Below are 21,709 nucleotides of genomic sequence, written 5' to 3'. Positions count from 1 at the left end.
CGGCCACGGTATCCCCCGGCGACACGCAAGCCGTGGTACCCGGTGACCGCCGGGAACCACTGCAGCAAGTGATCAGGTTCATCCAATCCAGATTCTGGCCGTGTCCTTCCACCGGCTTTTTCGCGACCGCAGTGCCCGACCAACGCGCGACTCGGTTTTGCGCTCAAGTACGCAGTCGATGTAGTCGGCAGCCAGTAGCAAGCCATCGAGATCGGCATTGCAGTTGATCCCCAACTCGGAGAAGAGATAGGCCAGATCTTCAGTGGCAATACTGCCTGCTGCACCTGGTGCGTGGCTGTCACCGCCAAGCCCAGAGATGGCACCGTCGAACGCGCGTATTCCGTGCTCCAGTGCTTCTATGACATTGGCGATGGCCAGGCCGAAGGTGTCATGGAAATGCGTTGCCAAGCAGTGCATGGGCACTTCGCTGGCACAAGCGCGCAACAACACGCCAACCGATGCCGGGGTGCCGCTGCCGGTGGTATCGCATAGGCTGATCTCGCGGCAGCCCATATCGTAGAACGCGCGGACGATGCGGGTGACCTCCGCAGTCGTCACCGCTCCATTGAACGGGCATTGGATGACCGTGGCCAGCGTGGCACGGACTTGGATGCCGAGGGTCAGAGCACGCGCGGTGATCTCATCAGCACGGCGCAGGCTCTCGGTGATGCTGCAATTGAAACTGGCCCGGCAATAAGCATCCGATGCGGCCGACGCGATGGTGATGTCGCGGCAGCCGGCAGCGAGCGCCATGTCCAGTTCCTTCATGCCGGGGACCAAGGCCGAGCGAATGCGATTGACCGGAGGCGGGCCGAGCAAGCCGCATAGGGCCGCGGTATCGGCCATTTGCGGCATCCGCCGTGAGGAGGTGAACCATCCAAGTTCGACTTCCTTGATACCGGCTGATTCCAGCAACTCGATCAAGTTCATGCGGACGATCGTGGGTAACACCCTGGCGTGGCGCTGCAAGCTGCTGCCTGCGCCTACGTCGATGATGCGCACGTGGTCCTGTTGCGTTTCATCCTTATCGCGCACCGCTACGCCCTCATGCCGTCGAGCAAGGTGATCGCATGATCAAAGCGAAGCGCCCGCGCTGTCAGCATGGCTTCCACCACGTGCTTGGTCTCGCTGCCGCGTGCACCAGCCAGCAGGGCAAGATCATATGCATGCTGGGCTGGATTGCTTCGCATGATGGCTTCAGTCGCATGCGCATGCAGGCCAGCAAGACTCTGCGCCAGCGCTACGGCGGCGGCCGCGTGCTCAACTGAATGCACTTTTCTGGCTGCTTCAGCGGCGAAGCATGTGGATGCGTGTGCTGGCATCGCTGCCGGACGATCGGTCTGGCCGATCTGTAACGGCAGGGCGACTCTTCCGGAAAGACGTCCGTGATGATCGTGGTGCCAGATAGCCAGTGACGCACCTTGGCTGCTGTGTAGCAAGCAGTGGCGTGATGCCTGAACCGCGCGGCGATCCGTGGCACCAACGGCAGCATAGACACTGTTGGCGGCATCAATGATGTCCTTGTTGCATGCGCTGACAGTTGCCACATCAGCTCTAGTGGAATTGTGCAGATCCACCAGGCGCCTGGTAAGTGCATCGGCCTGCGTTGGAGTGATCGAGAAGCTGTCGGCGTCCAGTGTCAGCTGCGCGCATAGAAGCTGACGCTCGGCGATGCAGCTGATCGCAGTGCGCCGTCTCCTGCCATGGGTAATCTGCTCGATCAGTGGCGCCATTTTCGCGATCATCGTGTCGGTCACCAGGACGTCGGAGCGATCGGGAACCTCGATCAGAAGATGGACCTCCAGATGTGTGGATCCATCATCTGATTGTTGAACATGCGCGTCGATGTCCTTGCAGCTACCACCACGGGCCGTCTGTGTCGTAGTCAGGGTATTGGCGAACCCAATCAGCTGGTTTCGAAGCAGCAACACATGTTTGCGAGCACTGCACACATCGGCGATTTCATTGAACTGCAGGCGTGCGCGTAACAAGGGGGCGGCTCCGAACGTACGGAAGCCGCCGGTCGCGTTTCCAAGCCTGGCGATCTGTTGAATAACGCGGCTTTGCCGCAGTTTCTCCGCTGCTATCGGTACACGCAGACGAACGCCATTTATCAGCAAGCCGTCCACGAAGGAAACCGGTGGGCGGGTGCGCGCATGAAGGTTGTATGCAGTGCTTGCAATATGGATAGGTGTTGATGGATCTTGCTTTGCGAAAGGAGGGGCTGCACGTGCAGAGTTGCGCGGCATGTGCGGTATGACTGTCATCGAATTGGATGGCGGATCGCGCAGCGAATGTGCATTTGTTGCGTTCATGTGTTTTGCATCGCAAGTTCACAAGCCATGAGAATTGCGCAGAACGACTGACACAATGTGCTCTGCAAGGAGCGGGCGAAAGGTACAGTTCTTTTGAACAGTAGGTGCGTTGAATCGTATCCATCAGTTCATATCGAAATGTTTATTTATGCTCTTTACAGCGTGTGTTGATGCGTAGATACAGTGAGCGCCCGAAGAAATTTGTATGGATTCTTATGCGCTCTGAACCACGGAAGATTTCACTAGCGGAAAAAGTTGCCATGGACATCGGTCGTCAGATCCTGGCCGGTGTGCTGAAGCCTGGAGACAAGCTGCCGTCGTTGCGCGAGTACGCACGATTGAATGGCTACTCGAAGAATACGGTTATCTCAGCGTTTGACTTGCTTGGTGAGCGAGCGCTGGTTGAGGCGCAGCATGGCAAGGGCTTTTTTGTTCGTGGCGTTGAAGCGCCGCCGGAACGGGACGTCGATGAAGAGCCTGTGGGTTACAGCAGGGTCATCGATACCTTGTGGATGATGCGCCAGCAGGCGATTCGTGAGCCGGGGCGGTCACACCTTGCCGAAGGCTTTCCGCCTGTTGATTGGTTGACCTATATGCGACTGGATCGCTTCCATCGGCAGGTCGCACGCAGCGGCATCGGCAGCCTGTTCCGCTACGGCAATCGCTATGGCTACCTGCCGTTGCGGCAACAGTTGATACGACGCATGGCGATGCATGGCATGGAGTTGGGGCCGCGACAGTTGGTAACCACATTTGGCGCCAACCATGCGTTGGACCTGATCATCCGACGCTATGTCGCGCCGGGCGACACGGTGCTGGTGGAGCAGCCTGGCTATTATCCGCTGTTCGGCAAACTGCAGTTGCAGGGTGCAAGCTCGATTGCAATCACACGCCGTGTAGATGGCCCCGATCTGGTTGAGTTCGAGGCGGCGCTGAAGACCAGCAAGGCGCGCGTTTTTTTCATGCAGACCACGGCGCATAATCCAACGGGCACCGATATGTCGCCGGAAGTCGGCAAGCGCTTGTTGGAGTTGGCAGCCGCACACAATGTGCTGATCGTCGAGAACGACGCAATGGCCGACTTCAAGCCGAACTCGGCGTTCCGCCTGTCCTCGTTGTCGCAGTTCAGGAACACGCTGTATGTGGGCAGTTTCTCAAAGTCGGTCTCGGCGGCGTTGCGCAGTGGCTTCATTGCCGGCGAGAACGCACACATCGAAGAGCTGGCCGATCTGAAGATGTTATTGCATATCGGCAGTAGCGAGTATGGCGAGCGTGTACTTGAGGCGATCCTGCGCGAAGGCAATTTCCTGCGCCATGTCGGGCGTTTGCAGGACCGGGTGCGTGCGGCAACAGCGGAAGGGCTGGAGGTGCTGAATAGGCTGGATGCAACCGTCTATGCAACGCCGGAACAAAGCCTGTATTTATGGGCACGCTTCGATGGCATCGACGATACCCGCTGGCTGACCGCCCGCTTGCTGTCTCGTGGCGTTGTGTTGGCGCCGGGTGCTTTCTTCAATATTGACTCGGAGCAGGTGTCGCCGTGGACACGCTTGAACGTCGCCTATTTGAATGACAGCGTCTTCATCGATAGTCTCCGCGAGGAGATGGACCACGTAGCGGCGTTGGCTTGAAGATGGCACGGCCAACTGGGAGCTTCCGCGAGCGGAGCACCCAGCACGGTCATGCATGGCGAAAGCTCAGCGCCAGTCGGAAAGCGAAAGCTTCAACTCGGCGTTGAAGCCTTTGGCTGACTGCAGTGGTACCGCGAAGATGTTCGGTGCCTGCTGGTTGATGCCGATGGCCTTGGTGCGCGCGGTATCCAGCTCGGCCTCATTCTTGGGGCCGCCCGCCCATTGGTCGTCACTCCAGACATAGCGCAGGCGCCAACCGCCTGCGTCGTCGGGTTTTGCGAATACCACCAGTGTGTTGCGAAACAGGTACTCGCCGGGGATATGGTTCTTCAGGAAAAGGGCGCCATCTACCTGGTAGCCGGCGTTGCTGACCGCCAGATCGATGGAAAAGGCGATTTCGCTGCCGGCCAGGATCTTGCTGCTGTCCAGGAATACCGAGAACAGTACGGTCGAACGCTTGTCCTTGAGCAGGTTGCCCTGCGCGTCGAAGATATCGCCGTACTCGCGGCGGATGGCGCATTGGTTGGCCTGCGTGCGCGAGGTCAGTTCATAGGTGTAGGCGCCACGCGGGGCAACGGTGGCCTCGATGTAGTACGAGGATTCGATCTTCTTTCCGCGCTTGCGCGCAGCTTCTATCTCCGGCGGGAAGGGTAGTGCGCTGATGTCGAGCTGGGCGGTGGCGCAGGTGTCGCCGAACAGGAAGCGCACCAGGTTCTGGTAACCCTCCTCGGAATTGACGATGCCAAAGTAGCCGCTATGGCTGCGGTTGACGAAGGCCCGTGGCGAGCCCTCAACGTAGGCGTTGGCGATACGCACCAGCCCATCGCTTAGAGCACCGACAGCAAAGGACGACAGCCCATGCGCAGCAGCATAGTCACGGCTGTTGGTACCGATGAGGCAGAACAACCGCTCCGGCGGAAAGCCGGAGTTGCCCAAGGTGTTGACCTTGTCCTTGGGCACCTTCAGGTACTTGCCCATATTGCTGCGGTTGAAATTGTTCATGTCGTTGACCGACAGCAGATTTGGCAGGTTGATGCCGCCGACCTCGATGCCGTTGTGCGGCGTGGCATAGGTGAAGGCCTTGTCGACCATGGCCCGCACCTCGGCGCTGGCCACGTCCGGGTTCTGCAGCAGGCAGCGGCAGATCAGCCCGCCCATCGAGTGTGCGACCAGATAGACGCGGAACTCCTTGCGCATGGCCGCGTTGTTGCCGCAGATGCTGTCACGCAGTTGTTCGATGCGTTTGCCAAGCGCGGCGGCGGCATCGGGGATGGACGGTGTCTTGCCATCGCCGAAGGCCGGATCGGCGGGGTCGTAGTAGCGATGGATGACGATGCAGCGCGGTGAGATGCGATCGCGGCGCTCGGCCCCGAACTCGTAGACGTCGCGGTAGTTATAGTCCTTCATCAAGCGCACCAGCGGCGACTCGAAGACGAACTTGACGATGCTGCCGTCCTGGGCCTGGCGCATCTTGGTGGAGCCGGCCTCGAAGCCCATGAATGGTGTGGAGGTGGTTTCGACGATCTCATCGCGGGTCATCGCGTAGCCGCGCACGTAAATGATCGGGAAGTAGGGGCGTTCGATACGTTCCATGGCCGGTCTCTGCAGGGGCTGCTGGCGATGGTGAACGGATTTTTGGGATTTGTCTTGAATGTGGAATTTCAGAAGCTCACCCCTCCCCAGCCCTCCCCTTGGCTGCGCCAAAGGGAGGGGGTCAAGCTCTGCCCCCTCTCTTGCGCGAAGCGCAGGGGAGGGTTGGGGAGGGGTAAGTTTCGGCCGTTGCAGCACCTCGCCTCCAGCAACCTACCCCTCACCCCCAACCCCACCCCGATCCAGCTGCCGATAGCCAATCGCCTCGGTCAGATGCGCCCGTTGGATGACAGTTTCGGCAGCAAGATCGGCAATCGTCCGTGCTACCCGCAGAATCCGGTGCATCGATCGCGCGGACAGCTGCAAGCGCTCCATCGCCTGCTCAAGCAGATCACCATCAGCAGTGGACAGCACACAGTCGCGCAGCGTCTCCGCTTGGCCAAGATGCGCGTTGGCCTTGCCCGCTCGATGCAACTGGCGTGTCCGTGCCTGCATCACCCGCTCGCGCACAACGGCGCTGCTTTCGCCTGCGCTTGCATCGCCACGCAACTCACTCGGCGCCAGCCGCGGCACCTGCAGATGCAGATCGATGCGGTCCAGCAGCGGCCCGGAGATGCGTGCGCGATAGCGACGGATGTTTTCGGCCGAACAACGGCAACGGCCGCTGCTATCACCTGCCCATCCGCAGGGGCAGGGGTTCATCGCGGCAACCAACTGGAAGCGCGCAGGGAACTCCATACTGCGTGCTGCCCGCGAGACGGTGACCGTGCCGGACTCCAGCGGCTCGCGCAGAACTTCCAAGGCATGGCGGCTCCACTCGGGCAGTTCATCGAGAAACAAAACGCCGTTGTGCGCGAGGGAGATTTCTCCAGGGCGCGGATGCGAGCCGCCGCCAACCAAGGCAACTGCGCTGGCGGTGTGATGCGGGGCACGATATGGGCGTTGCCGCCAGCGACTGGGATCAACACCGCGGCCGCTGATCGAGGCGATGGCAGCGGATTCCAGTGCTTCTTCCTCGCTGGCCTCGGGCAGGATGCCGGGCAGGCGCGAGGCCAACAGGGTCTTGCCGCAGCCGGGTGAGCCCAGAAGCAGAAGATGATGGCCGCCGGCCGCAGCAATTTCCAGTGCACGCCGCGCATGTTGCTGACCGCGCACATCACTCAGGTCTGCGAGTGCTGCGGGTTCGGTTGCCGGAACATGCGCATCGGGCAGCTGTTTGCTGCCGCTCAGTGCGGCGCAGACTTCCAGCAGCGTGCGTGCGACCTTGACCTGCGCATGTTGGGCCAGCGCTGCTTCGCCCGCGTTGCCCGGTGGCACGATCAGGCAGCGCCCGGCATTGGCGGCAGAGATTGCTGCAGGCAGTGCGCCATCTACCGCGCGCAATTCACCGGTCAATGCCAGTTCGCCGATGAACTCGTAGTCGGCCAGCGCATTGCGGTCGATCTGGCCACTGGCAGCGAGGATGCCGAGCGCGATGGGCAGATCAAAACGCCCGCCCTCCTTGGGCAGATCGGCCGGCGCAAGATTGATGGTGATGCGTCGTGCGGGATAGTCGAACTGCGCGCACAGGATGGCGGCGCGCACCCGGTCGCGCGATTCGCGCACTGCCGCCTCGGGCAGGCCGACGATCTGGGTGAAGGGCAGGCCGCCGGACAGGTGCACTTCCACCTGCACCAGCGGTGCATGCACACCCGCACGGGCGCGGCTGTGCACCAGCGCCAGGCTCACCGCCCGGCGCTCAGGCGTTCTTGTCGGAGGCGCGGTTTTCCAAGGCAGCGACAGCGTGTTCCAGCGCGTCGAGCTTTTCACGGGTGCGCAGCAATACGGCGCGCTGCACTTCAAATTCTTCGCGGGTGACCAGGTCCAGCTTGCTCAGCCCGGCCTGCAGCGCGGTCTTGAAGGTGGCCTGCAGTTCTTCGCGCGATTCGCGCAGGCCCGGCGGCACCAGGCTGCTCAGGCGGCGGGCCAGCTCGTCGATGTGGTTGAGGTCGATCATGGGGTTTCTCCGCAGGGGTGAGCCGAGCCTAGGCGGCGGCTGTTGGTTGCGGGCATCGGTATCGGTTAGTGCCAATGGTAAGGATAGTCCGGAACCTTGCTAGTGGCACGTCAGCCTGCACGGTATGCTTCAGGCATAACTCAAGGAGCCGACCAATGAAGATGATCATGGCCATCGTCAAGCCGTTCAAGCTGGACGACGTGCGTGAGGCGCTGGCCGAACGTGGCGTGGCCGGTATCACCGTCACCGAGGTCAAGGGCTTTGGTCGGCAGAAAGGCCACACCGAGCTGTACCGCGGTGCCGAGTACGTGGTCGATTTTCTGCCGAAGGTGAAGATCGAGGTCGCGGTGACCGATGCGCAGGCTGACGAGGTGGTGGAAGCCATCGTCAAGGCGGCCGGCACCGGCAAGATCGGCGACGGCAAGGTGTTCGTGTATGACCTGGGCAGCGTGGTGCGGATCCGCACCGGTGAGCTGGATGGGGATGCGCTTTGAGGTTTGTGGGTTTGGGGTTTTGACGATCTAAAGCTTTAGAGCACCCCTCCCCAGCCCTCCCCTCCGCCTTCGGCGCAAGGGAGGGGGCCAAGCGATCTGCCCCTCCCTTTGGCGCAGCCAAGGGGAGGGGCAGCTTTAGCCCTTGATCCACCGATAAAGCCGCTTCCACGCATTACGCACCGCTTGCACCCAGCCCGGCTCAGCCAGCGCCGCGGCCTGTTCGGCGGAAGGCTTCTGCCCAGTTAGACGCTGGCGCATCTTCACCAGGTTCTTCATGTCACTGCGGCGCAGCTGGCGCGAGATCGGCCAGTTCCGGAACCAACGTGGCGAGCGCAGCGCCGAGGTGAAATCCAGCAGCACCGGCACGCCGGCGCTGACCACTACATTGGTGCCATGCAGGTCGTTATGGGTGATGCCGGCCGCATGCAGGCGCGCCAAGGCGTTCTGCAGCTGGTCGAAGACTTCCTGGGTGACGCCTTGCACGCCGGCGCTCAGGGTGTCGCCGGGGATGAATTCCATGCCCAGCGCCAGACCGCCGAGGGTCCCCAGCAGCGCCGGAGCGTGCTTCCAACCCTGCAAGCGCTTGAGCACCTTGGCTTCGCGACGGACCAGCAGGCGCGCCACCGGCGACAGCGGCGTGCCTTGATAGCGGCGGTAGTCCTTGACCACCGCCGGGCGGCCGTCCAGTTCGGTGCGGTAGACGTCAGGCTCCAGCAGGCGTTCGCCACGCTTGAGCAGATGGTGGGCGGGAACAACCGCGTGTTCGCCGTCGAAATTGGGCAATGTGTTCATCAAAACCTTCCTGACGCGGGCATGGCGCGGAAAGCGTCTTGCAAAGCCGGTCTAACGTGCCCTGGGCGGGCGGGGATGTGCGGCAATTATAAAACTGCACAGTCCATGAATTGCTGAATGTAAAAAAAATGTAGGAATCCTGTGACGGAAATGATTGTTGCGATCGCGCGGTTGTCACCGACAGGGGCGTGTGCGCGGCGTCCGGCCCTGAACGAAAAACCCCGCGCCGTTGCGGGCGCGGGGTTCGATTCACGGCGCTGGCAGCGGGCTTATTCGCCCAGGGCCTTGGCCACGAACGGCGGGCTGACCAGCACGCCGGTGTGCAGCGGGGCGGTGTAGTACAGGGTGTCGAACGGCTTGGCGGCCGAATCGGCCTCGCGGAAGCCGAAGCCGAAACCGGCCTGCTTGCTGGCCACGGTCACCGACCACCAGCCGGTCGGGTAGCACGGCTGCGGGAACGGCAGGGTCTTGAACGACTGGAAGCCAGCCTTGCCCATTTCCGAACGCATGTCCTTGATCAGCTCCAGCAGGGCCAGCGGCGACTCGCTCTGCTGCACCAGCAGGCCGTCGTCCTTCAGGGCGCGGAAGCAGCTTTCGAAGAAGGCCTTGTTGAACAGGCCTTCGGCCGGGCCAACCGGGTCGGTGGAGTCGACGATCACCACGTCGACGCTGCCCGGGGTGCAGTTGGCCATGTAGGCCACGCCGTCGTCGAACAGCAGCTCGGCGCGGGCGTCACCGTTGGATTCGCACAGTTCCGGGAAGTACTTCTCGGCCATGCGGGTGACCTGCTCGTCGATATCGCACTGGGTGGCGCTCTCCACGCCCGGGTGCTTGAGCACCTCGCGCAGGGTGCCGCAATCGCCGCCGCCGATGATGACCACGCGCTTGGGCGCCGGGTGGGTGAACAGCACCGGGTGGCTGATCATCTCGTGGTAGAAGAAGTTGTCCTTGGTGGTCAGCATCATGGCGCCGTCGATGACCATCAACTTGCCCCAGTCGGTGCTGTCGTAGATCTCGATCTTCTGGAACGGCGACTGCACCTCGTCCAGCTTGCCGGTGATGCGGAAACCAATAGCCGAACCGGTCGGCTGGAAGTGTTCGATGAACCAGTTTTCGTTGGAGGTCATGATGATTCCTGGGTGCAATGGACTTTTCCCTTCTCCCGCAGGCGGGAGAAGGTGCCCCAAAGGGGCGGATGAGGGCAGCGGTGAGCCTGCCACAGCAGGGTTTCACCCGTAATCTGGTCCTGAACCCCGATTCAGTCAGGCTGGTCAGTCAGGCTGGGGGAAAGGCGCGGGCGCGGATTGTAACGGACCCTTGCCCCGCTAGCGTTAGAATGCGCGTCCTTATTTATCCACAGCTGAGAGTTGCTACGCCGATGAGCGATTGGTCCCTCGAACAGGCCCGCAAGACCTATTCGATTCCGCACTGGTCTGATGGTTATTTCGACGTCGATGCCGCCGGGCACGTCGTGGTCCGTCCCGCAGGCGCCCAGGGCGCGGCGGTGTCGTTGCCGCAGGTTGTCGATTCGGCGCGTGCCGCCGGCGCCAAACTGCCATTGCTGGTGCGCTTCCCGGACATCCTCGGCCAGCGCCTGGGCAAGCTGCAGGCGGCGTTCGCCCAGGCCCAGTCCGACTGGGACTACGCAGGCGGCTATACCGCGGTCTACCCGATCAAGGTGAACCAGCACCGTGGCGTGGCCGGCACCCTGGCCAGCCACCACGGCGAGGGCTTCGGCCTGGAAGCCGGCTCCAAGCCGGAGCTGATGGCGGTGCTGGCGCTGAGCCGGCCGGGCGGGCTGATTGTCTGCAACGGCTACAAGGACCGCGAGTACATCCGCCTGGCCCTGATCGGCCGCAAGCTCGGCCTGCAGACCTATATCGTCATCGAGAAGCCGTCCGAACTGAAGCTGGTGCTGGAGGAATCCAAGGCGCTGGACGTGATGCCGGGCCTCGGCGTGCGCATGCGTCTGGCCTCGCTGGGCGCCGGCAAGTGGCAGAACAGCGGCGGCGACAAGGCCAAGTTCGGCCTGTCCCCGCGCCAGCTGCTGGACCTGTGGAAGGCCCTGCGTGACACCGAATACGCCGATTGCCTGAGCCTGCTGCATTTCCACATGGGCAGCCAGATCAGCAATGTGCGCGACATCGCCAACGGCATGCGCGAGGCCACCCGTTACTTCGTCGAGCTGTCGCAGCTGGGCGCGAAGATCAGCCACGTCGATGTCGGCGGCGGCCTGGGCATCGATTACGAAGGCACCCGTTCGCGCAGCTATTGCTCGATCAACTACGGCCTCAATGCCTACGCCAGCAACATCGTGCAGCCGCTGGCCGAGGCCTGCGAAGCGCATGGCCTGACCCCGCCGCGCATCATCACCGAGTGTGGCCGCGCAATGACCGCGCACCACGCGGTGCTGATCGCCAATGTGTCGGAAGTGGAACAGGCCGCCGAAGGCCGCGTGCCGGAAGCGCATGACGATGAGCCGGCGGCGATCCGCCACCTGCGCGAGATCCACGAGGAACTCGACCAGCGCCCGGCGGTGGAGCTGTTCCAGGAAGCCCAGCATTTCCATGCCGAAGGGCTGAGCGCCTATGCGCTGGGGCAGATCGACCTGCCGCAGCGTGCGCGCATCGACGATCTGTTCTACGCCATTGCCAATGGCGTGCGTGCGCGCCTGAGCTATGACGAAAAGAGCCATCGCCCGGCGTTGGACGAATTGAACGACCGGTTGGTCGACAAGTACTTCGTCAACTTCAGCGTGTTCGAATCGATCCCGGATGCATGGGCAATCGACCAGGTGTTCCCGATCGTGCCGATCGAGCGCTTGAATGAGCGTCCCGAGCGTCGCGGCGTGATCGCCGACATGACCTGCGATTCCGATGGCATGGTCAAGACCTACGTTGAGAACGAAAGCCTCGACAGCTCGCTGCCGCTGCACGCTGTGCGCCATGGCGAGAGCTACCGCATCGGCTTCTTCCTGGTCGGTGCCTACCAGGAAATCCTCGGCGACATCCACAACCTGTTCGGCGATACAGACGCGGTGGAAGTAGTGGTGGAAGACGACGGCTACGTGATCACCCAGCAGCGTCGCGGTGACACCACCGACGTGATGCTGGACTACGTGGGTTACAGCCTGGACGACCTGCGTCGTTCCTACCGTGATCGCGTGGCTGCCGCCGATCTGTCGGCCGAACGTGCCGCAGAACTGGATGCCGCGCTGGAAGCGGGCCTGACCGGTTACACTTACCTGTCGGACGAACCGCTGGGCTGAACCATCAGCACCTGCAAGAAAAGAAACGCCGCGCAGGTTTCCTGCGCGGCGTTTTATTTGGCGATCTGATTTGGTGTGCGCTCAGGCCCTCGGCAGCTGCAGGCTTGCGCACAGCCCGCTGCCGGTATTGCGCAGGGTCAAGCTGCCGCCATAGCTGTCGACGATGTCGCCGACTATCGCCAGCCCAAGCCCGCTGCTGCCATCACGCTCGTCCAGACGTACGCCACGTTGCAGCACCTGTTGCAGCGCTTCCTCGGCCAAGCCCGGGCCGTCGTCGATGATGTCGATCAGCACCTGCTGATTGTCTGCACGCGCCTGGATGCGCACTTCATGTGCCGCCCAGCGGCCAGCGTTGTCTAGCAGGTTGCCGAGCATTTCTTCGAGGTCGGCTGCCGCGCCGGCAAAGCACAGTTGTGCATCTATATCGTCGGCGACGAAGTGTATGCCACGCTCGCCGTGCACACGCTGCATCAGTCGGCACAACGATTGCGCGACTGGCGCGAGGGCACTGCGTTGATGCCGATCCGCTGCCATGCCAGCGGCCAGATACCGATCAATGCTGGCCTGCATGCGGCGACTTTGCTCGCGCAGGGTTTGCCGCCAGTGCTCGCCGCTGCCATCGGCTTCGGCATGCAACACACTCAGCGGTGTCTTCAGTGCATGCGCCAGATCCTGGGCGCTGCTGCGTGCGCGGCTGACCATGCGCTGGTGATGGGCAAGCAGGGCGTTGAGTTCATCTGCCAGCGGCGCCACTTCACGGCCAAGCCCCTCGCTGCTGATCTGTGCGGCATCGCCGTGGCGCACCTGCTCCACGCGCCTGCCAAGCGCGCGCAATGGGCGCAGGCCGAATTGCACTTGGCTGACCAGCACCGCCAGCCACGCCGCGATCAACACCGCCATCGCCAGTGCAGAGCGCTGGCGGAAGCGGGCGACATCGGCATCCAGTTGGCTGCGATCGCTGGCGACAGTGACCTGCAATGGAGCCTGGCTGCGCGGCAGACGCACCTGTTGGGTCAGGCCGCGCAGGGGCTGCTGCATCGGACCGCTGAAGTCCACGCCGCTTGCCTGGGAGGGAGCCTTTGGAATCGGTGGCTGCAGGCTCTCGTCCCACAACGAGCGTGATTGCAGCAGCACTTGCCCATCGGTTGCGGCGATCTGCCAGTACGCGCCGGAGAACACCCGTTGGAAGTGTGCATCGTTGGGTTCCTGGCGCAACGTGAGCTTGCCGCTGGCGTCAATCTCGGCCTGTGCCAGTACGGTCAGCAGGTCCTGCTCCAATTGCGTATCCAGATTGTCGCGTGCGGCCTGTTCGAACAAGCGCCCCAGCAGCACGCCGGCCAGCACCGAGACCAGCACCAGCCCCAAGCCGCCAGCCAGCAGCAAGCGCGCACGCAGCGAAAGCGCCTTCATGCTGGCGCGACCAGGCGCCAGCCCTGGCCGCGCACGGTCTGGATCATGTCCAGGCCCAGTTTGCGTCGCAGTCGTCCCAACAATACGTCCAACGCATTGGAGTCCGGATCATGGCCGCCATCGAAGACCTGCTCGCCCAGCCGCTGGCGGCTGACGACGCTGCCGGGATGGTGGATGAAATAGCTGAGCAGGCGGAATTCCTGCGGGCTCAGTGACAGCGGTTGTCCTTCCAGCAGGAAGCGCCCGGCGTTGATCTCCAATTGCAGCGGTCCACAGCTCAGCTGCGCGCTGGCGTGGCCGTTGCTGCGGCGGATCAGCGCCCGCAGGCGCAGGATCAGCTCATCGGCCTGGAAGGGTTTGGTCAGGTAGTCATCGGCGCCAGCATCGAAGCCGGCCAGCTTGTCGTGCCAACGCCCGCGTGCGGTCAGTACCAACACCGGGAAGTCGCGGCCATTGCCACGCCAGCGCTCGATCACGCTGAGCCCATCCAAGCCGGGCAGGCCAAGGTCGACGATGGCTGCCTGCAGTTCTTCGATCTGGCCGAGTTCCTCGGCTTCACGGCCGTCGCTGACATGGTTGACCACGTAGCCGGCCTGCTCCAGCAGCGGCTGCAGGCGGCTGGTCAGTTCAAGGTCGTCTTCGGCCAACAGGATCCGCATCAATCGTCCAGTTCGGTCTTCAGCAAGGCACCGCTGCGGGCATCATAGTCGAGCTCGATGACCACGCCGTCTGCGCGCAGGATTTCCACTTCGTAGATGCCGTCATCCAGTTCAACTTCCAGCAGTTTGCCGGGATGTCGCTTCAGCGCGTCGCGCACGATGTTTTCCAAGGGCACGTAGCGGCCCTGCTTGAGGGCTTGGCGTGCGGTCTGTTGTGCGGCGTCCTGGCCGTGGGCGATGGCCAGCGGCGTGCCTGCCGTCAGCAAGGACAGGCCAGCGAGGGCGACAAGGATGCGGTAGGAAAACATGGCGCTATTGATACCGCGCCTGGCTAACAATCGACTAACAGCGCTGGCTAGGGTGTTGTTAGACAGGCGGCGGAGACTGTTTTGGCCGGGCTGATCCGGCAGCACTCAAGGAACTCCCCCATGTTGAAGTCATTGTTCGCCACCGTCGCCATCGCCGCAGCATTGAGCACTAGCGCCCATGCACAGACCAAGTCGCTGGGCATGGCCGAGGTCGAGCAGAAGCTGCGTGCCGCTGGCTATACCCAGATCCACGAGATCGAGAAGGACGACGGCTTGTGGGAAGCCGATGTCGCACGCGCTGATGGCCGCTTCGCTGAAGTGTGGGTAGACCCGGCGACCGGCGAGATCTTCGATGAGCACGATGGCCGCACCCTGCTGGGCAGCGAGCAGATCCTGGCCCGTGCCGGCGCCGCAGGCCTGCGCGAGATCCATTCGCTGGAACGCGATGGTGCGACCTGGAAGCTGGAAGCGCGCAATGCCCGCAACCAGCGCGTGGAAGTGCGCATGAGCGGTATCGATGGCCGCATCCTGCACAGCGAGCGTGACGGCTGGCTGGACTGAGTTTCCGCGAAGGCGCAGCCAAGGGCTGCGCCCTGTGCGATCAGGCGTTGCGTGCCACCTGGAAGCCAGCAAACGACTGGCTCACCGGCATCAATTCGATGCGGTTGACGTTCAAGTGCGCCGGCAGCGTGGCCACCCAGAAAATCTGCTCGGCGATGTCCTGCGCGGTCATCGGGCTGGCACCGCCGTACAGCTGATCGGATGCGGCCTGATTGCCATGTGTACGCACCAGGGTGAACTCGGTTTCAGCCATGCCCGGCTCGATCGCAGTCACGCGCACGCCGGTGCCGTGCAGGTCTGCACGCAGGCCCAGCGAGAACTGGCTGACGAAAGCCTTGGTACCGCCGTAGGCATTGCCGCCCGGATACGGATACAGCGCGGCGGTGGAGCTGATGTTGATGATTGCGCCACGGCGTTCTACGAGCTTCGGCAGCAGGTGATGGGTCAGCGTCACCAGCGCGGTGATGTTGGTGTCGATCATCGTGCGCCAGTCTTCCAGGCTGGCGTGCTGGGCAGCAGCGGTGCCTTGAGCGAGGCCGGCGTTGTTGACCAGCAGGTCGATGTCGCGGAAGGCAGGCGGCAATGCGGCCAGCGCGGCTTCCATTGCAGCGGCGTCGCGGATGTCGAAGGCGGCGACGTGGATGTTGTCGGCGCCGAATTCTTCAACCAGCGGCTGCAGGCGCTCGGCACGACGACCGGTGGCGATCACTTTCCAGCCGGCCGCAGCAAAGCGGCGGACAGCGGCGGCGCCGAAGCCAGAGGTGGCGCCGGTGATCAGAGCGGTCTTGGACATTGCGGAATCCTTGGGGCGGGGGATGTTGATTTTCGCACTTTGGGATATTGGGGGTGTGGGGCCGAGGGCACAAGCAAGTACCAAAGCAAAAAGCCAACGCCAAAGCGCCCCTCATCCCAACCCTTCTCCCGCAGGCGGGAGAAGGGCTAAAGCTAAAGCTAAAGCCACAGCCAAAGCCAAAGCCAAAGCCAAGCACCCCTCCCCAGCCCTCCCCTGCGCCTGCGGCGCAAGGGAAGGGGGCTGACTGTGTGACCTGTCGGGTTGCGGCGACGCGTAGCGAAGTCGCGCTTTGCTCCCTCCCTTGCGCCGCAGGTGCAGGGGAGGGTTGGGGAGGGGGGCTCTTCGCAGGAAAAACACCGGCGCAAGAGAAACCAACTCTCGAGCAAATGCGCACTCAAAGCCCCAGGTGCCTGCACGTACCGGCGCTACAGCGGCACCAACAAAAAGCCCCAACATCAAAACGATGTCAGGGCCTGAATGATCGAGAAGCTCTTCGAGCGACCTGTCAGTCGCAACAGCCCCCTTTAGTAAAGGGGGCGCGCCGACAGGCGCGGGGTTTTGGATGTAACGGGCACGGGGCCCAAAGTTTGCTTTACAAACTTTGGGGTGAAGCCGCCGTAGGCGACTTCACTGCGCCTTGATCGCCATGGCCTGCAAACCGGTACCGTTGAGCTTGGCCTTGGCCTCGGCCAGTTCGCTGGCGGTGCCGTACGGGCCCATGCGCACGCGGTACACGGTATTGCCGTTGATCTGCGCCGATTCCACCCGCGCAGCCAAACCCATCATCGCCAGCTTGGCTTTGGTCGATTCGGCATCACCCGACGCTCCAAATGCACCCGCCTGCAGGATGTAGCGGACGTTCTCGGTCGCTGCTGCCGGCGCGGCAGTTGCAACCGTCGCAGCTGGAGCAGGAGCTGCCGCTGCAGGCGCCGGCTTGGGTGCCGTGGCTGCAGGTGCCGGGGTAGCGCTGGCAACCTGCGTCGGCCGAGCAGCGGTTTCGCTGATCGGTGCCGGCTGGCGGGTGGTCTCGCTCACTGGTGCCGGCAACGGACGCCCTTCCAACGCAGCCTGCGCACGCTGGGCATCGGTTGGCGGGGTAGCCGGCGTTGCTGCCGCAGTCGCGCGCGCTGCAGCCGCACGGCGCTGTTCCTCGGCCTTGGCGCTGGCGGCCAGCTCGGCGTCGGACATCTGCACTTCCGTGCCCGGCAGCAGGGTGTAGAAGTCGTACTGGGTGGCTGGCTTCTCCTCCGGCTTGGCACCGGCAGGCGTGGCTGGCTTGTTCGATTCCACAGTGGCGTCGACGTCGGCATCAGCAACCGGCGCCGGCTGTGCGTCGGGGTTGGGCTGCGGGCCTACGCGCAGGAAACCGTCGCCGTCCTTCTTGAACAGGTTCGGCGCCGCCAGGAACACCACCGCCGCAATCGCCACGCCGGCAACCAGCCACACCCAGCCGGGCGTGCCATTGTCGTTGTTGCGCCGGGCTTGGGTTTTGCCGCGTCGTGCTGCCATGTCTACTGCGTCTCCAGGTGTTTACATCTTTTCCGGGGCACTGACGCCCAGGATGCTCAGGCCATTGGCCAGGGTCTGCCGTGCGGCGCTGGCCAAGGTGAGCTTGGCGTTGCGCTCGGCTGCATCATCCACCAGCACGGGGGTGCCGTGATACCACGTGTGGAAAGCGTGTGCCAATTCACGCAGGTACTGCGCGACCTGATGCGGTTCCAGCGCGATGCCGGCCGCTTCCACCACTTCCGGGTAGCGCGAGATTTCGTTCATCAGTTCCAGCGAGGCGTCGTCGCCAAGACGCGACAACGCGGCCAGACCCTCGGCCTGCTTGTAGTCCAGGCCCTTCTCCTGCGCCTGGCGCAGCAGTGAGCACACGCGGGCATGCGCGTACTGCACATAGAACACCGGGTTGTCGCTGCTCTGCTGGCGGGCCAGGTCGATGTCGAAGGTCAGCTGCGAATCGGGCTTGCGCGCGATCAGGAACCAACGCACCGCATCGCTGCCCACTTCTTCGATCAGGTCGCGCAGGGTCAGGTAGCTGCCGGCACGCTTGGACAGTTTCACTTCCTCGCCACCACGCATCACCGTCACCATCTGGTGCAGCACGTATTCCGGCCAGCCCTTGGGAATGCCCAGGTCCAGTGCCTGCAGGCCGGCGCGCACGCGCGCCAACGAGCCGTGGTGGTCGGCGCCCAGTTCGGTGATGGCGCGTTCGTAACCGCGCTGCCACTTGCTCAGGTGATAGGCCACGTCCGGCAGGAAGTAGGTGTAGGTGCCGTCGGACTTGCGCATCACGCGGTCCTTGTCGTCACCAAAGTCGGTGGAGCGCAGCCACAGCGCGCCGCCTTCCTCGTAGGTGTGGCCGGAGCTGATCAGCTGTTGCACGGTCTCGGCAACCTTGCCGTCCTTGTACAGCGAGCTTTCCAGGAAGTAGATGTCGAAATCCACGCCGAATGCGGCCAGGTCCAGGTTCTGCTCGTTGCGCAGGTAGGCAACGGCGAAGCGGCGGACTTCCTCCAGGTTCTCGGCATCCTTGGCGCCGACGATCTGGCTGCCTTCCAGGTCCACCGTTTCACCGAGCAGGTAGGCCTTGGCCACGTCGCCGATGTATTCACCGTTGTAGGCTTCGGCCGGCCACTGCTCGTCGCCCGGCTTGAAGCCGCGCGCACGTGCCTGCACCGACTTGGCCAGGTTTTCGATCTGCACGCCGGCGTCGTTGTAATAGAACTCGCGCTTGGCGTTCCAGCCGTTGACTTCCAGCACGCGCGCAATGCAATCGCCGATCACACCAGCGCGGCCGTGGCCGACATGCAGCGGGCCGGTCGGGTTGGCCGACACGTACTCGACGCCGACGCTGCGGCCGTTGCCGCTCAGGTTGCGGCCGTAGTCCTCGGCTTCCTTGAGCACGCTGACCACTTCGCGCTGGTAAGCCACCGGCGAGAGTTTGAAATTGATGAAGCCAGGGCCGGCGATCTCGACATTGACGATGTCATCGCTGGCCGGCAACGCGGCAAGCAGTGCCTGGGCAACGGCGCGCGGATTGCTGCGCGCGGCCTTGGCCAGCAGCATGGCGGCGTTGGTGGCGAAATCACCGTGTTCGCGGGTCTTGGGTCGCTCGACCACGAAATCCGGCGGCAGGGTGTCGGCAGGCAAAGTGCCGTTGGCGCGCAAGGCTTCGATGCCTTGGCCGATGAGGGCGCGGAGTTGGGCTTTCACGTGACTATTCTGCTTGAAGCGCGGAACTGACCATTTTACCTGACCTGCGGCAAGGCCGCCCGCGGCACGCCAGCTGGGGTCAGCAATGTCAAAAAAACGGAAAAACCGCGTCGGCCAGCGGTCAAGGGGATCCCCGTGCCCGACCAGGCGGTTTTTGGGGCCGGGGTAGGCGGAAGGTGGTTCAGGCTGAGCCGTTCAGACCCAGCCCCGCGCGGCCAGCGACACCGGCGCACCGTCACCGATCACGAAGTGGTCGAGCAGGCGGATATCCACCAGCGCCAAGGCCTGCTGCAGGCGCGCGGTGATGGCACGGTCGGCCGCTGACGGTTCAGGATTCCCGGACGGGTGATTGTGCCCGACGATTACTGCCGCAGCGTTGTGGGCCAAGGCCTGGCGGACGACTTCACGCGGATGTACCTCGGCGCTGTCTACGGTTCCTGTGGATAACTCCTCAAAGGCCAATGCCCGATGCCGGTTGTCCAGAAACAGCGCCGCAAACACCTCCTGCGGCCGGTGGCGCAGGCGTTGGGCGAAGTAGCGGCCGGCGGCGGCCGGGTCGGTCAGTGCATCGCCGCGCTCCAGCGCGGCGGCCAGATGGCGTCGGCCCAGTTCCAGCGCGGCGCTGAGCTGGCAGGCGCGGGCCGGGCCCAGCCCGGGCAGCTTGGCCAGTTGCGGCGCACTGCGGTCCAGCAGCGCCCGCAGCGGGCCGTGGCCCTGCAGCAGCTCGCGGGCGGTCTGCACCGCATCGTGCCCGCGCAGGCCCGAACCGAGGAAAATCGCCAGCAGTTCCGCATCGGAAAGTGCAGCCGCACCACGTGCCAGTAATTTTTCGCGCGGGCGTTCAGCGCTGGGCCAATCACGGATATGCATGAGTGGCAGATTCACCGCCATTTGCCAAAAACTGGATCAGGCGTAACAAAGCCTTCGGTTAAGCTAACCCTTCTTCTGTACCTAGGAATCCCCATCCGTGACCGCCGTTTCCCCCACTTCCCGCCCCTTGGAAGGACAGAAGCTGCTGCTATGCGTAGGCGGCGGCATTGCCGCGTACAAGTCGCTGGAGCTGGTGCGTCGGCTGCGTGATGCCGGCGCCACCGTGCAGGTGGCGATGACGGCGGGTGCACAGCAGTTCGTCACCCCGCTGAGCTTCCAGGCGCTGTCCGGCCATCCCACCCGCACCACCCTGTGGGACAGTGCCGCCGAGCAGGCCATGGGCCATATCGAACTGGCGCGCTGGGCCGACCGCATCCTCATCGCCCCGGCTACTGCCGATCTGTTGGCTCGGCTGGCGCACGGCAATGCCGACGATCTGGTGACCACCCTGTGTCTGGCCAGTACCGCGCCGCTGACCGTGTGCCCGGCGATGAACCACCGCATGTGGCTGCACCCGGCTACCCAAGCCAACATGGCGCTGCTGCGCGAGCGCGGTGTGCAGGTGATCGGGCCGGAAGATGGCCCGTTGGCCGAGGGCGAATCCGGACCGGGCCGGGTCAGTGAAGCACCGACCATCATTGCTGCGCTTGCCGGCAATGTCGCACCGCAGGCGCCGGTCAAGCCGGGCCGCCTGAACGGCATGCGCGTGCTCATCAGTGCCGGCCCCACCTACGAAGATCTGGATCCGGTGCGCTATGTCGGCAACCGCAGCAGCGGCAAGATGGGCTACGCCCTGGCCGCCGCCGCCGCCCGGCAGGGCGCGCAGGTGGTGCTGGTCAGCGGTCCGGTGCAGCTGGCCACGCCGGCCGGCGTGCAGCGCATTGATGTGCGCTCGGCCGCGCAGATGCGTGAGGCCGTGCTGGGTGCCTTGCCGGCCGATATCTATATCGGTGCCGCCGCCGTGGCCGATTACACACCACGTCAGGTCTCACCGCAGAAGCTGAAAAAGACCGCAGGCACCCAGACCCTGACCCTGGAGCTGGTGCGTACCGCCGACATCCTCGCCGAAGTGGCCGTGCACGAGCAGGCCTTGAAGCTGGTGGTGGGCTTTGCTGCTGAAACTCACGATGTGGAGAAGTACGCGCGCGGCAAGCTGGCCGACAAACATCTGGATCTGATCATCGCCAACCAGGTCGGTATTGCCGGCAATGGTTTTGAGAGTGACCAGAACGCAGCCGTGGCCTACTGGAACGGCGGCCTGCGCGAGTTCCCGGGCACTGCCAAGACCCAACTTGCCGAACAGTTGCTGGATTTGATTGCCGAGAGGTTGGATGCATGAGTAATGAACTGCAGCCCTTGCAGGTGAAGCTGCTGGACCCGCGCTTCGGCGACAGTTGGCCGCTGCCGGCCTACGCCACCGAAGCCAGTGCCGGCATGGACCTGCGCGCGGCGACCGAAGCGCCTTTGACGCTGGAGCCGGGTGATGCGGCGTTGCTGCCCAGCGGCATCGCAATCCATATCGCCGATCCGGGCCTGTGCGCGGTGGTTCTGCCGCGCTCCGGGTTGGGTCATCGGCACGGCATCGTGCTCGGAAATGGCACCGGTCTGATCGATGCCGATTACCAAGGGCCACTGCTGATCAGCGTGTGGAACCGCGGCCGCGACGCCTTCACCATCGAACCAGGCGACCGTATCGCGCAATTGGTAGTGATGCCAATTGCACGCGTAACGTTGCAGGTAGTAGATACTTTCATCGACAGTGCACGTGGAACGGGTGGATTCGGCCACACCGGGGTGCGCTGA

20 protein-coding genes are annotated in these 21,709 nt (G+C 63.5%); 6 read left to right on the top strand and 14 right to left on the bottom strand.

Going from position 1 to position 21,709, the window contains the following annotated elements:
* Positions 1 to 78 precede the first annotated feature (78 nt).
* Entirely contained in the window at positions 79 to 1,002 is a 924-nt protein-coding gene (locus ACVOK8_RS12220; RefSeq protein WP_481567039.1) for a hydroxymethylglutaryl-CoA lyase, read from the bottom strand.
* Positions 1,003 to 1,037: 35 nt separating this feature from the next.
* Positions 1,038 to 2,315, bottom strand: a complete 1,278-nt coding sequence (locus ACVOK8_RS12215; protein ID WP_481567036.1) for a hypothetical protein — start codon at positions 2,313 to 2,315, stop codon at positions 1,038 to 1,040.
* Positions 2,316 to 2,485: 170 nt separating this feature from the next.
* Between ACVOK8_RS12215 and ACVOK8_RS12210 the strand changes: the two genes are divergently transcribed.
* A complete protein-coding gene (locus ACVOK8_RS12210; RefSeq protein WP_481567035.1) occupies positions 2,486 to 3,946 on the top strand; it encodes an aminotransferase-like domain-containing protein in 1,461 nt (486 codons plus the stop codon).
* 66 nt (positions 3,947 to 4,012) lie between these two features.
* Here ACVOK8_RS12210 and ACVOK8_RS12205 read toward each other — a convergent pair whose 3' ends face one another.
* From ACVOK8_RS12205 to ubiK, 3 genes are all read right to left on the bottom strand, one after another.
* Entirely contained in the window at positions 4,013 to 5,539 is a 1,527-nt protein-coding gene (locus ACVOK8_RS12205) for an esterase/lipase family protein (RefSeq protein ID WP_481567034.1), read from the bottom strand.
* Between the two features lie 210 nt (positions 5,540 to 5,749).
* On the bottom strand, positions 5,750 to 7,264 hold the full coding sequence (locus ACVOK8_RS12200; protein ID WP_481567033.1) for a YifB family Mg chelatase-like AAA ATPase: 1,515 nt from the start codon (positions 7,262 to 7,264) through the stop codon (positions 5,750 to 5,752).
* Positions 7,265 to 7,274: 10 nt separating this feature from the next.
* Positions 7,275 to 7,532: a ubiquinone biosynthesis accessory factor UbiK gene (ubiK, locus tag ACVOK8_RS12195; RefSeq protein WP_481536176.1), complete on the bottom strand. Its 258-nt coding sequence runs from the start codon at positions 7,530 to 7,532 to the stop codon at positions 7,275 to 7,277.
* A 155-nt stretch (positions 7,533 to 7,687) separates the two neighbouring features.
* Between ubiK and ACVOK8_RS12190 the strand changes: the two genes are divergently transcribed.
* Positions 7,688 to 8,026: a P-II family nitrogen regulator gene (locus ACVOK8_RS12190; protein ID WP_057628415.1), complete on the top strand. Its 339-nt coding sequence runs from the start codon at positions 7,688 to 7,690 to the stop codon at positions 8,024 to 8,026.
* Between the two features lie 135 nt (positions 8,027 to 8,161).
* Here ACVOK8_RS12190 and ACVOK8_RS12185 read toward each other — a convergent pair whose 3' ends face one another.
* Both ACVOK8_RS12185 and speE read right to left on the bottom strand, forming a co-directional pair.
* The gene (locus ACVOK8_RS12185; protein WP_481567032.1) at positions 8,162 to 8,818 is read right to left on the bottom strand and encodes an RIO1 family regulatory kinase/ATPase domain-containing protein; all 657 of its coding nucleotides are present in this window, start codon (positions 8,816 to 8,818) and stop codon (positions 8,162 to 8,164) included.
* A 269-nt stretch (positions 8,819 to 9,087) separates the two neighbouring features.
* Entirely contained in the window at positions 9,088 to 9,945 is an 858-nt protein-coding gene (speE, locus tag ACVOK8_RS12180; RefSeq protein WP_481567031.1) for a polyamine aminopropyltransferase, read from the bottom strand.
* A 251-nt stretch (positions 9,946 to 10,196) separates the two neighbouring features.
* On the opposite strand from speE, the gene speA reads away from it, so the two are divergent.
* Positions 10,197 to 12,086, top strand: coding sequence for an arginine decarboxylase (gene speA / locus ACVOK8_RS12175; RefSeq protein WP_481567030.1), 1,890 nt, complete (start codon positions 10,197 to 10,199; stop codon positions 12,084 to 12,086).
* Between the two features lie 81 nt (positions 12,087 to 12,167).
* Here speA and ACVOK8_RS12170 read toward each other — a convergent pair whose 3' ends face one another.
* From ACVOK8_RS12170 to ACVOK8_RS12160, 3 genes are read right to left on the bottom strand one after another with little or no spacing between them, the layout of a single operon-like run.
* Positions 12,168 to 13,496 carry a sensor histidine kinase gene (locus ACVOK8_RS12170; RefSeq protein ID WP_481567029.1) on the bottom strand — a complete coding sequence of 443 codons (1,329 nt, stop codon included), beginning with the start codon at positions 13,494 to 13,496 and terminating at the stop codon, positions 12,168 to 12,170.
* A complete protein-coding gene (locus ACVOK8_RS12165) occupies positions 13,493 to 14,155 on the bottom strand; it encodes a response regulator transcription factor (protein ID WP_481567028.1) in 663 nt (220 codons plus the stop codon). Before ACVOK8_RS12165 ends, ACVOK8_RS12170 begins: the two co-directional genes overlap by 4 nt.
* Positions 14,155 to 14,463, bottom strand: a complete 309-nt coding sequence (locus ACVOK8_RS12160; protein ID WP_481567027.1) for a PepSY domain-containing protein — start codon at positions 14,461 to 14,463, stop codon at positions 14,155 to 14,157. The genes ACVOK8_RS12165 and ACVOK8_RS12160 overlap by 1 nt, the downstream gene beginning before the upstream one ends.
* A 120-nt stretch (positions 14,464 to 14,583) precedes the next feature.
* Here ACVOK8_RS12160 and ACVOK8_RS12155 point away from each other — a divergent pair, with 120 nt between their 5' ends.
* Positions 14,584 to 15,024: a PepSY domain-containing protein gene (locus ACVOK8_RS12155; RefSeq protein WP_481567026.1), complete on the top strand. Its 441-nt coding sequence runs from the start codon at positions 14,584 to 14,586 to the stop codon at positions 15,022 to 15,024.
* Between the two features lie 40 nt (positions 15,025 to 15,064).
* On the opposite strand, the gene ACVOK8_RS12150 is transcribed toward ACVOK8_RS12155, so the two are convergent.
* The 4 genes from ACVOK8_RS12150 to radC all read right to left on the bottom strand — a co-directional run bounded on the left by ACVOK8_RS12150 (position 15,065) and on the right by radC (position 19,906).
* Positions 15,065 to 15,817, bottom strand: coding sequence for an SDR family NAD(P)-dependent oxidoreductase (locus ACVOK8_RS12150; protein ID WP_481567025.1), 753 nt, complete (start codon positions 15,815 to 15,817; stop codon positions 15,065 to 15,067).
* Between the two features lie 627 nt (positions 15,818 to 16,444).
* Positions 16,445 to 17,326, bottom strand: coding sequence for an SPOR domain-containing protein (locus ACVOK8_RS12145; RefSeq protein ID WP_481567024.1), 882 nt, complete (start codon positions 17,324 to 17,326; stop codon positions 16,445 to 16,447).
* A 21-nt stretch (positions 17,327 to 17,347) separates the two neighbouring features.
* A complete protein-coding gene (argS, locus tag ACVOK8_RS12140; RefSeq protein ID WP_481567023.1) occupies positions 17,348 to 19,036 on the bottom strand; it encodes an arginine--tRNA ligase in 1,689 nt (562 codons plus the stop codon).
* A gap of 195 nt (positions 19,037 to 19,231) precedes the next feature.
* Positions 19,232 to 19,906: a RadC family protein gene (radC, locus tag ACVOK8_RS12135; RefSeq protein ID WP_481567038.1), complete on the bottom strand. Its 675-nt coding sequence runs from the start codon at positions 19,904 to 19,906 to the stop codon at positions 19,232 to 19,234.
* Positions 19,907 to 20,003: 97 nt separating this feature from the next.
* On the opposite strand from radC, the gene coaBC reads away from it, so the two are divergent.
* Together coaBC and dut are read left to right on the top strand one after the other, a co-directional pair.
* Positions 20,004 to 21,245 (top strand): bifunctional phosphopantothenoylcysteine decarboxylase/phosphopantothenate--cysteine ligase CoaBC, encoded by a 1,242-nt coding sequence (gene coaBC, locus ACVOK8_RS12130; RefSeq protein ID WP_481567022.1) that lies wholly within the window; start codon positions 20,004 to 20,006, stop codon positions 21,243 to 21,245.
* Positions 21,242 to 21,709 carry a dUTP diphosphatase gene (gene dut, locus ACVOK8_RS12125; protein ID WP_481508139.1) on the top strand — a complete coding sequence of 156 codons (468 nt, stop codon included), beginning with the start codon at positions 21,242 to 21,244 and terminating at the stop codon, positions 21,707 to 21,709. Before coaBC ends, dut begins: the two co-directional genes overlap by 4 nt.

The sequence above is a fragment of the Stenotrophomonas sp. STEN083 genome (genome assembly GCF_056759195.1).
This window is presented reverse-complemented; position numbering and strand designations above follow the sequence as displayed.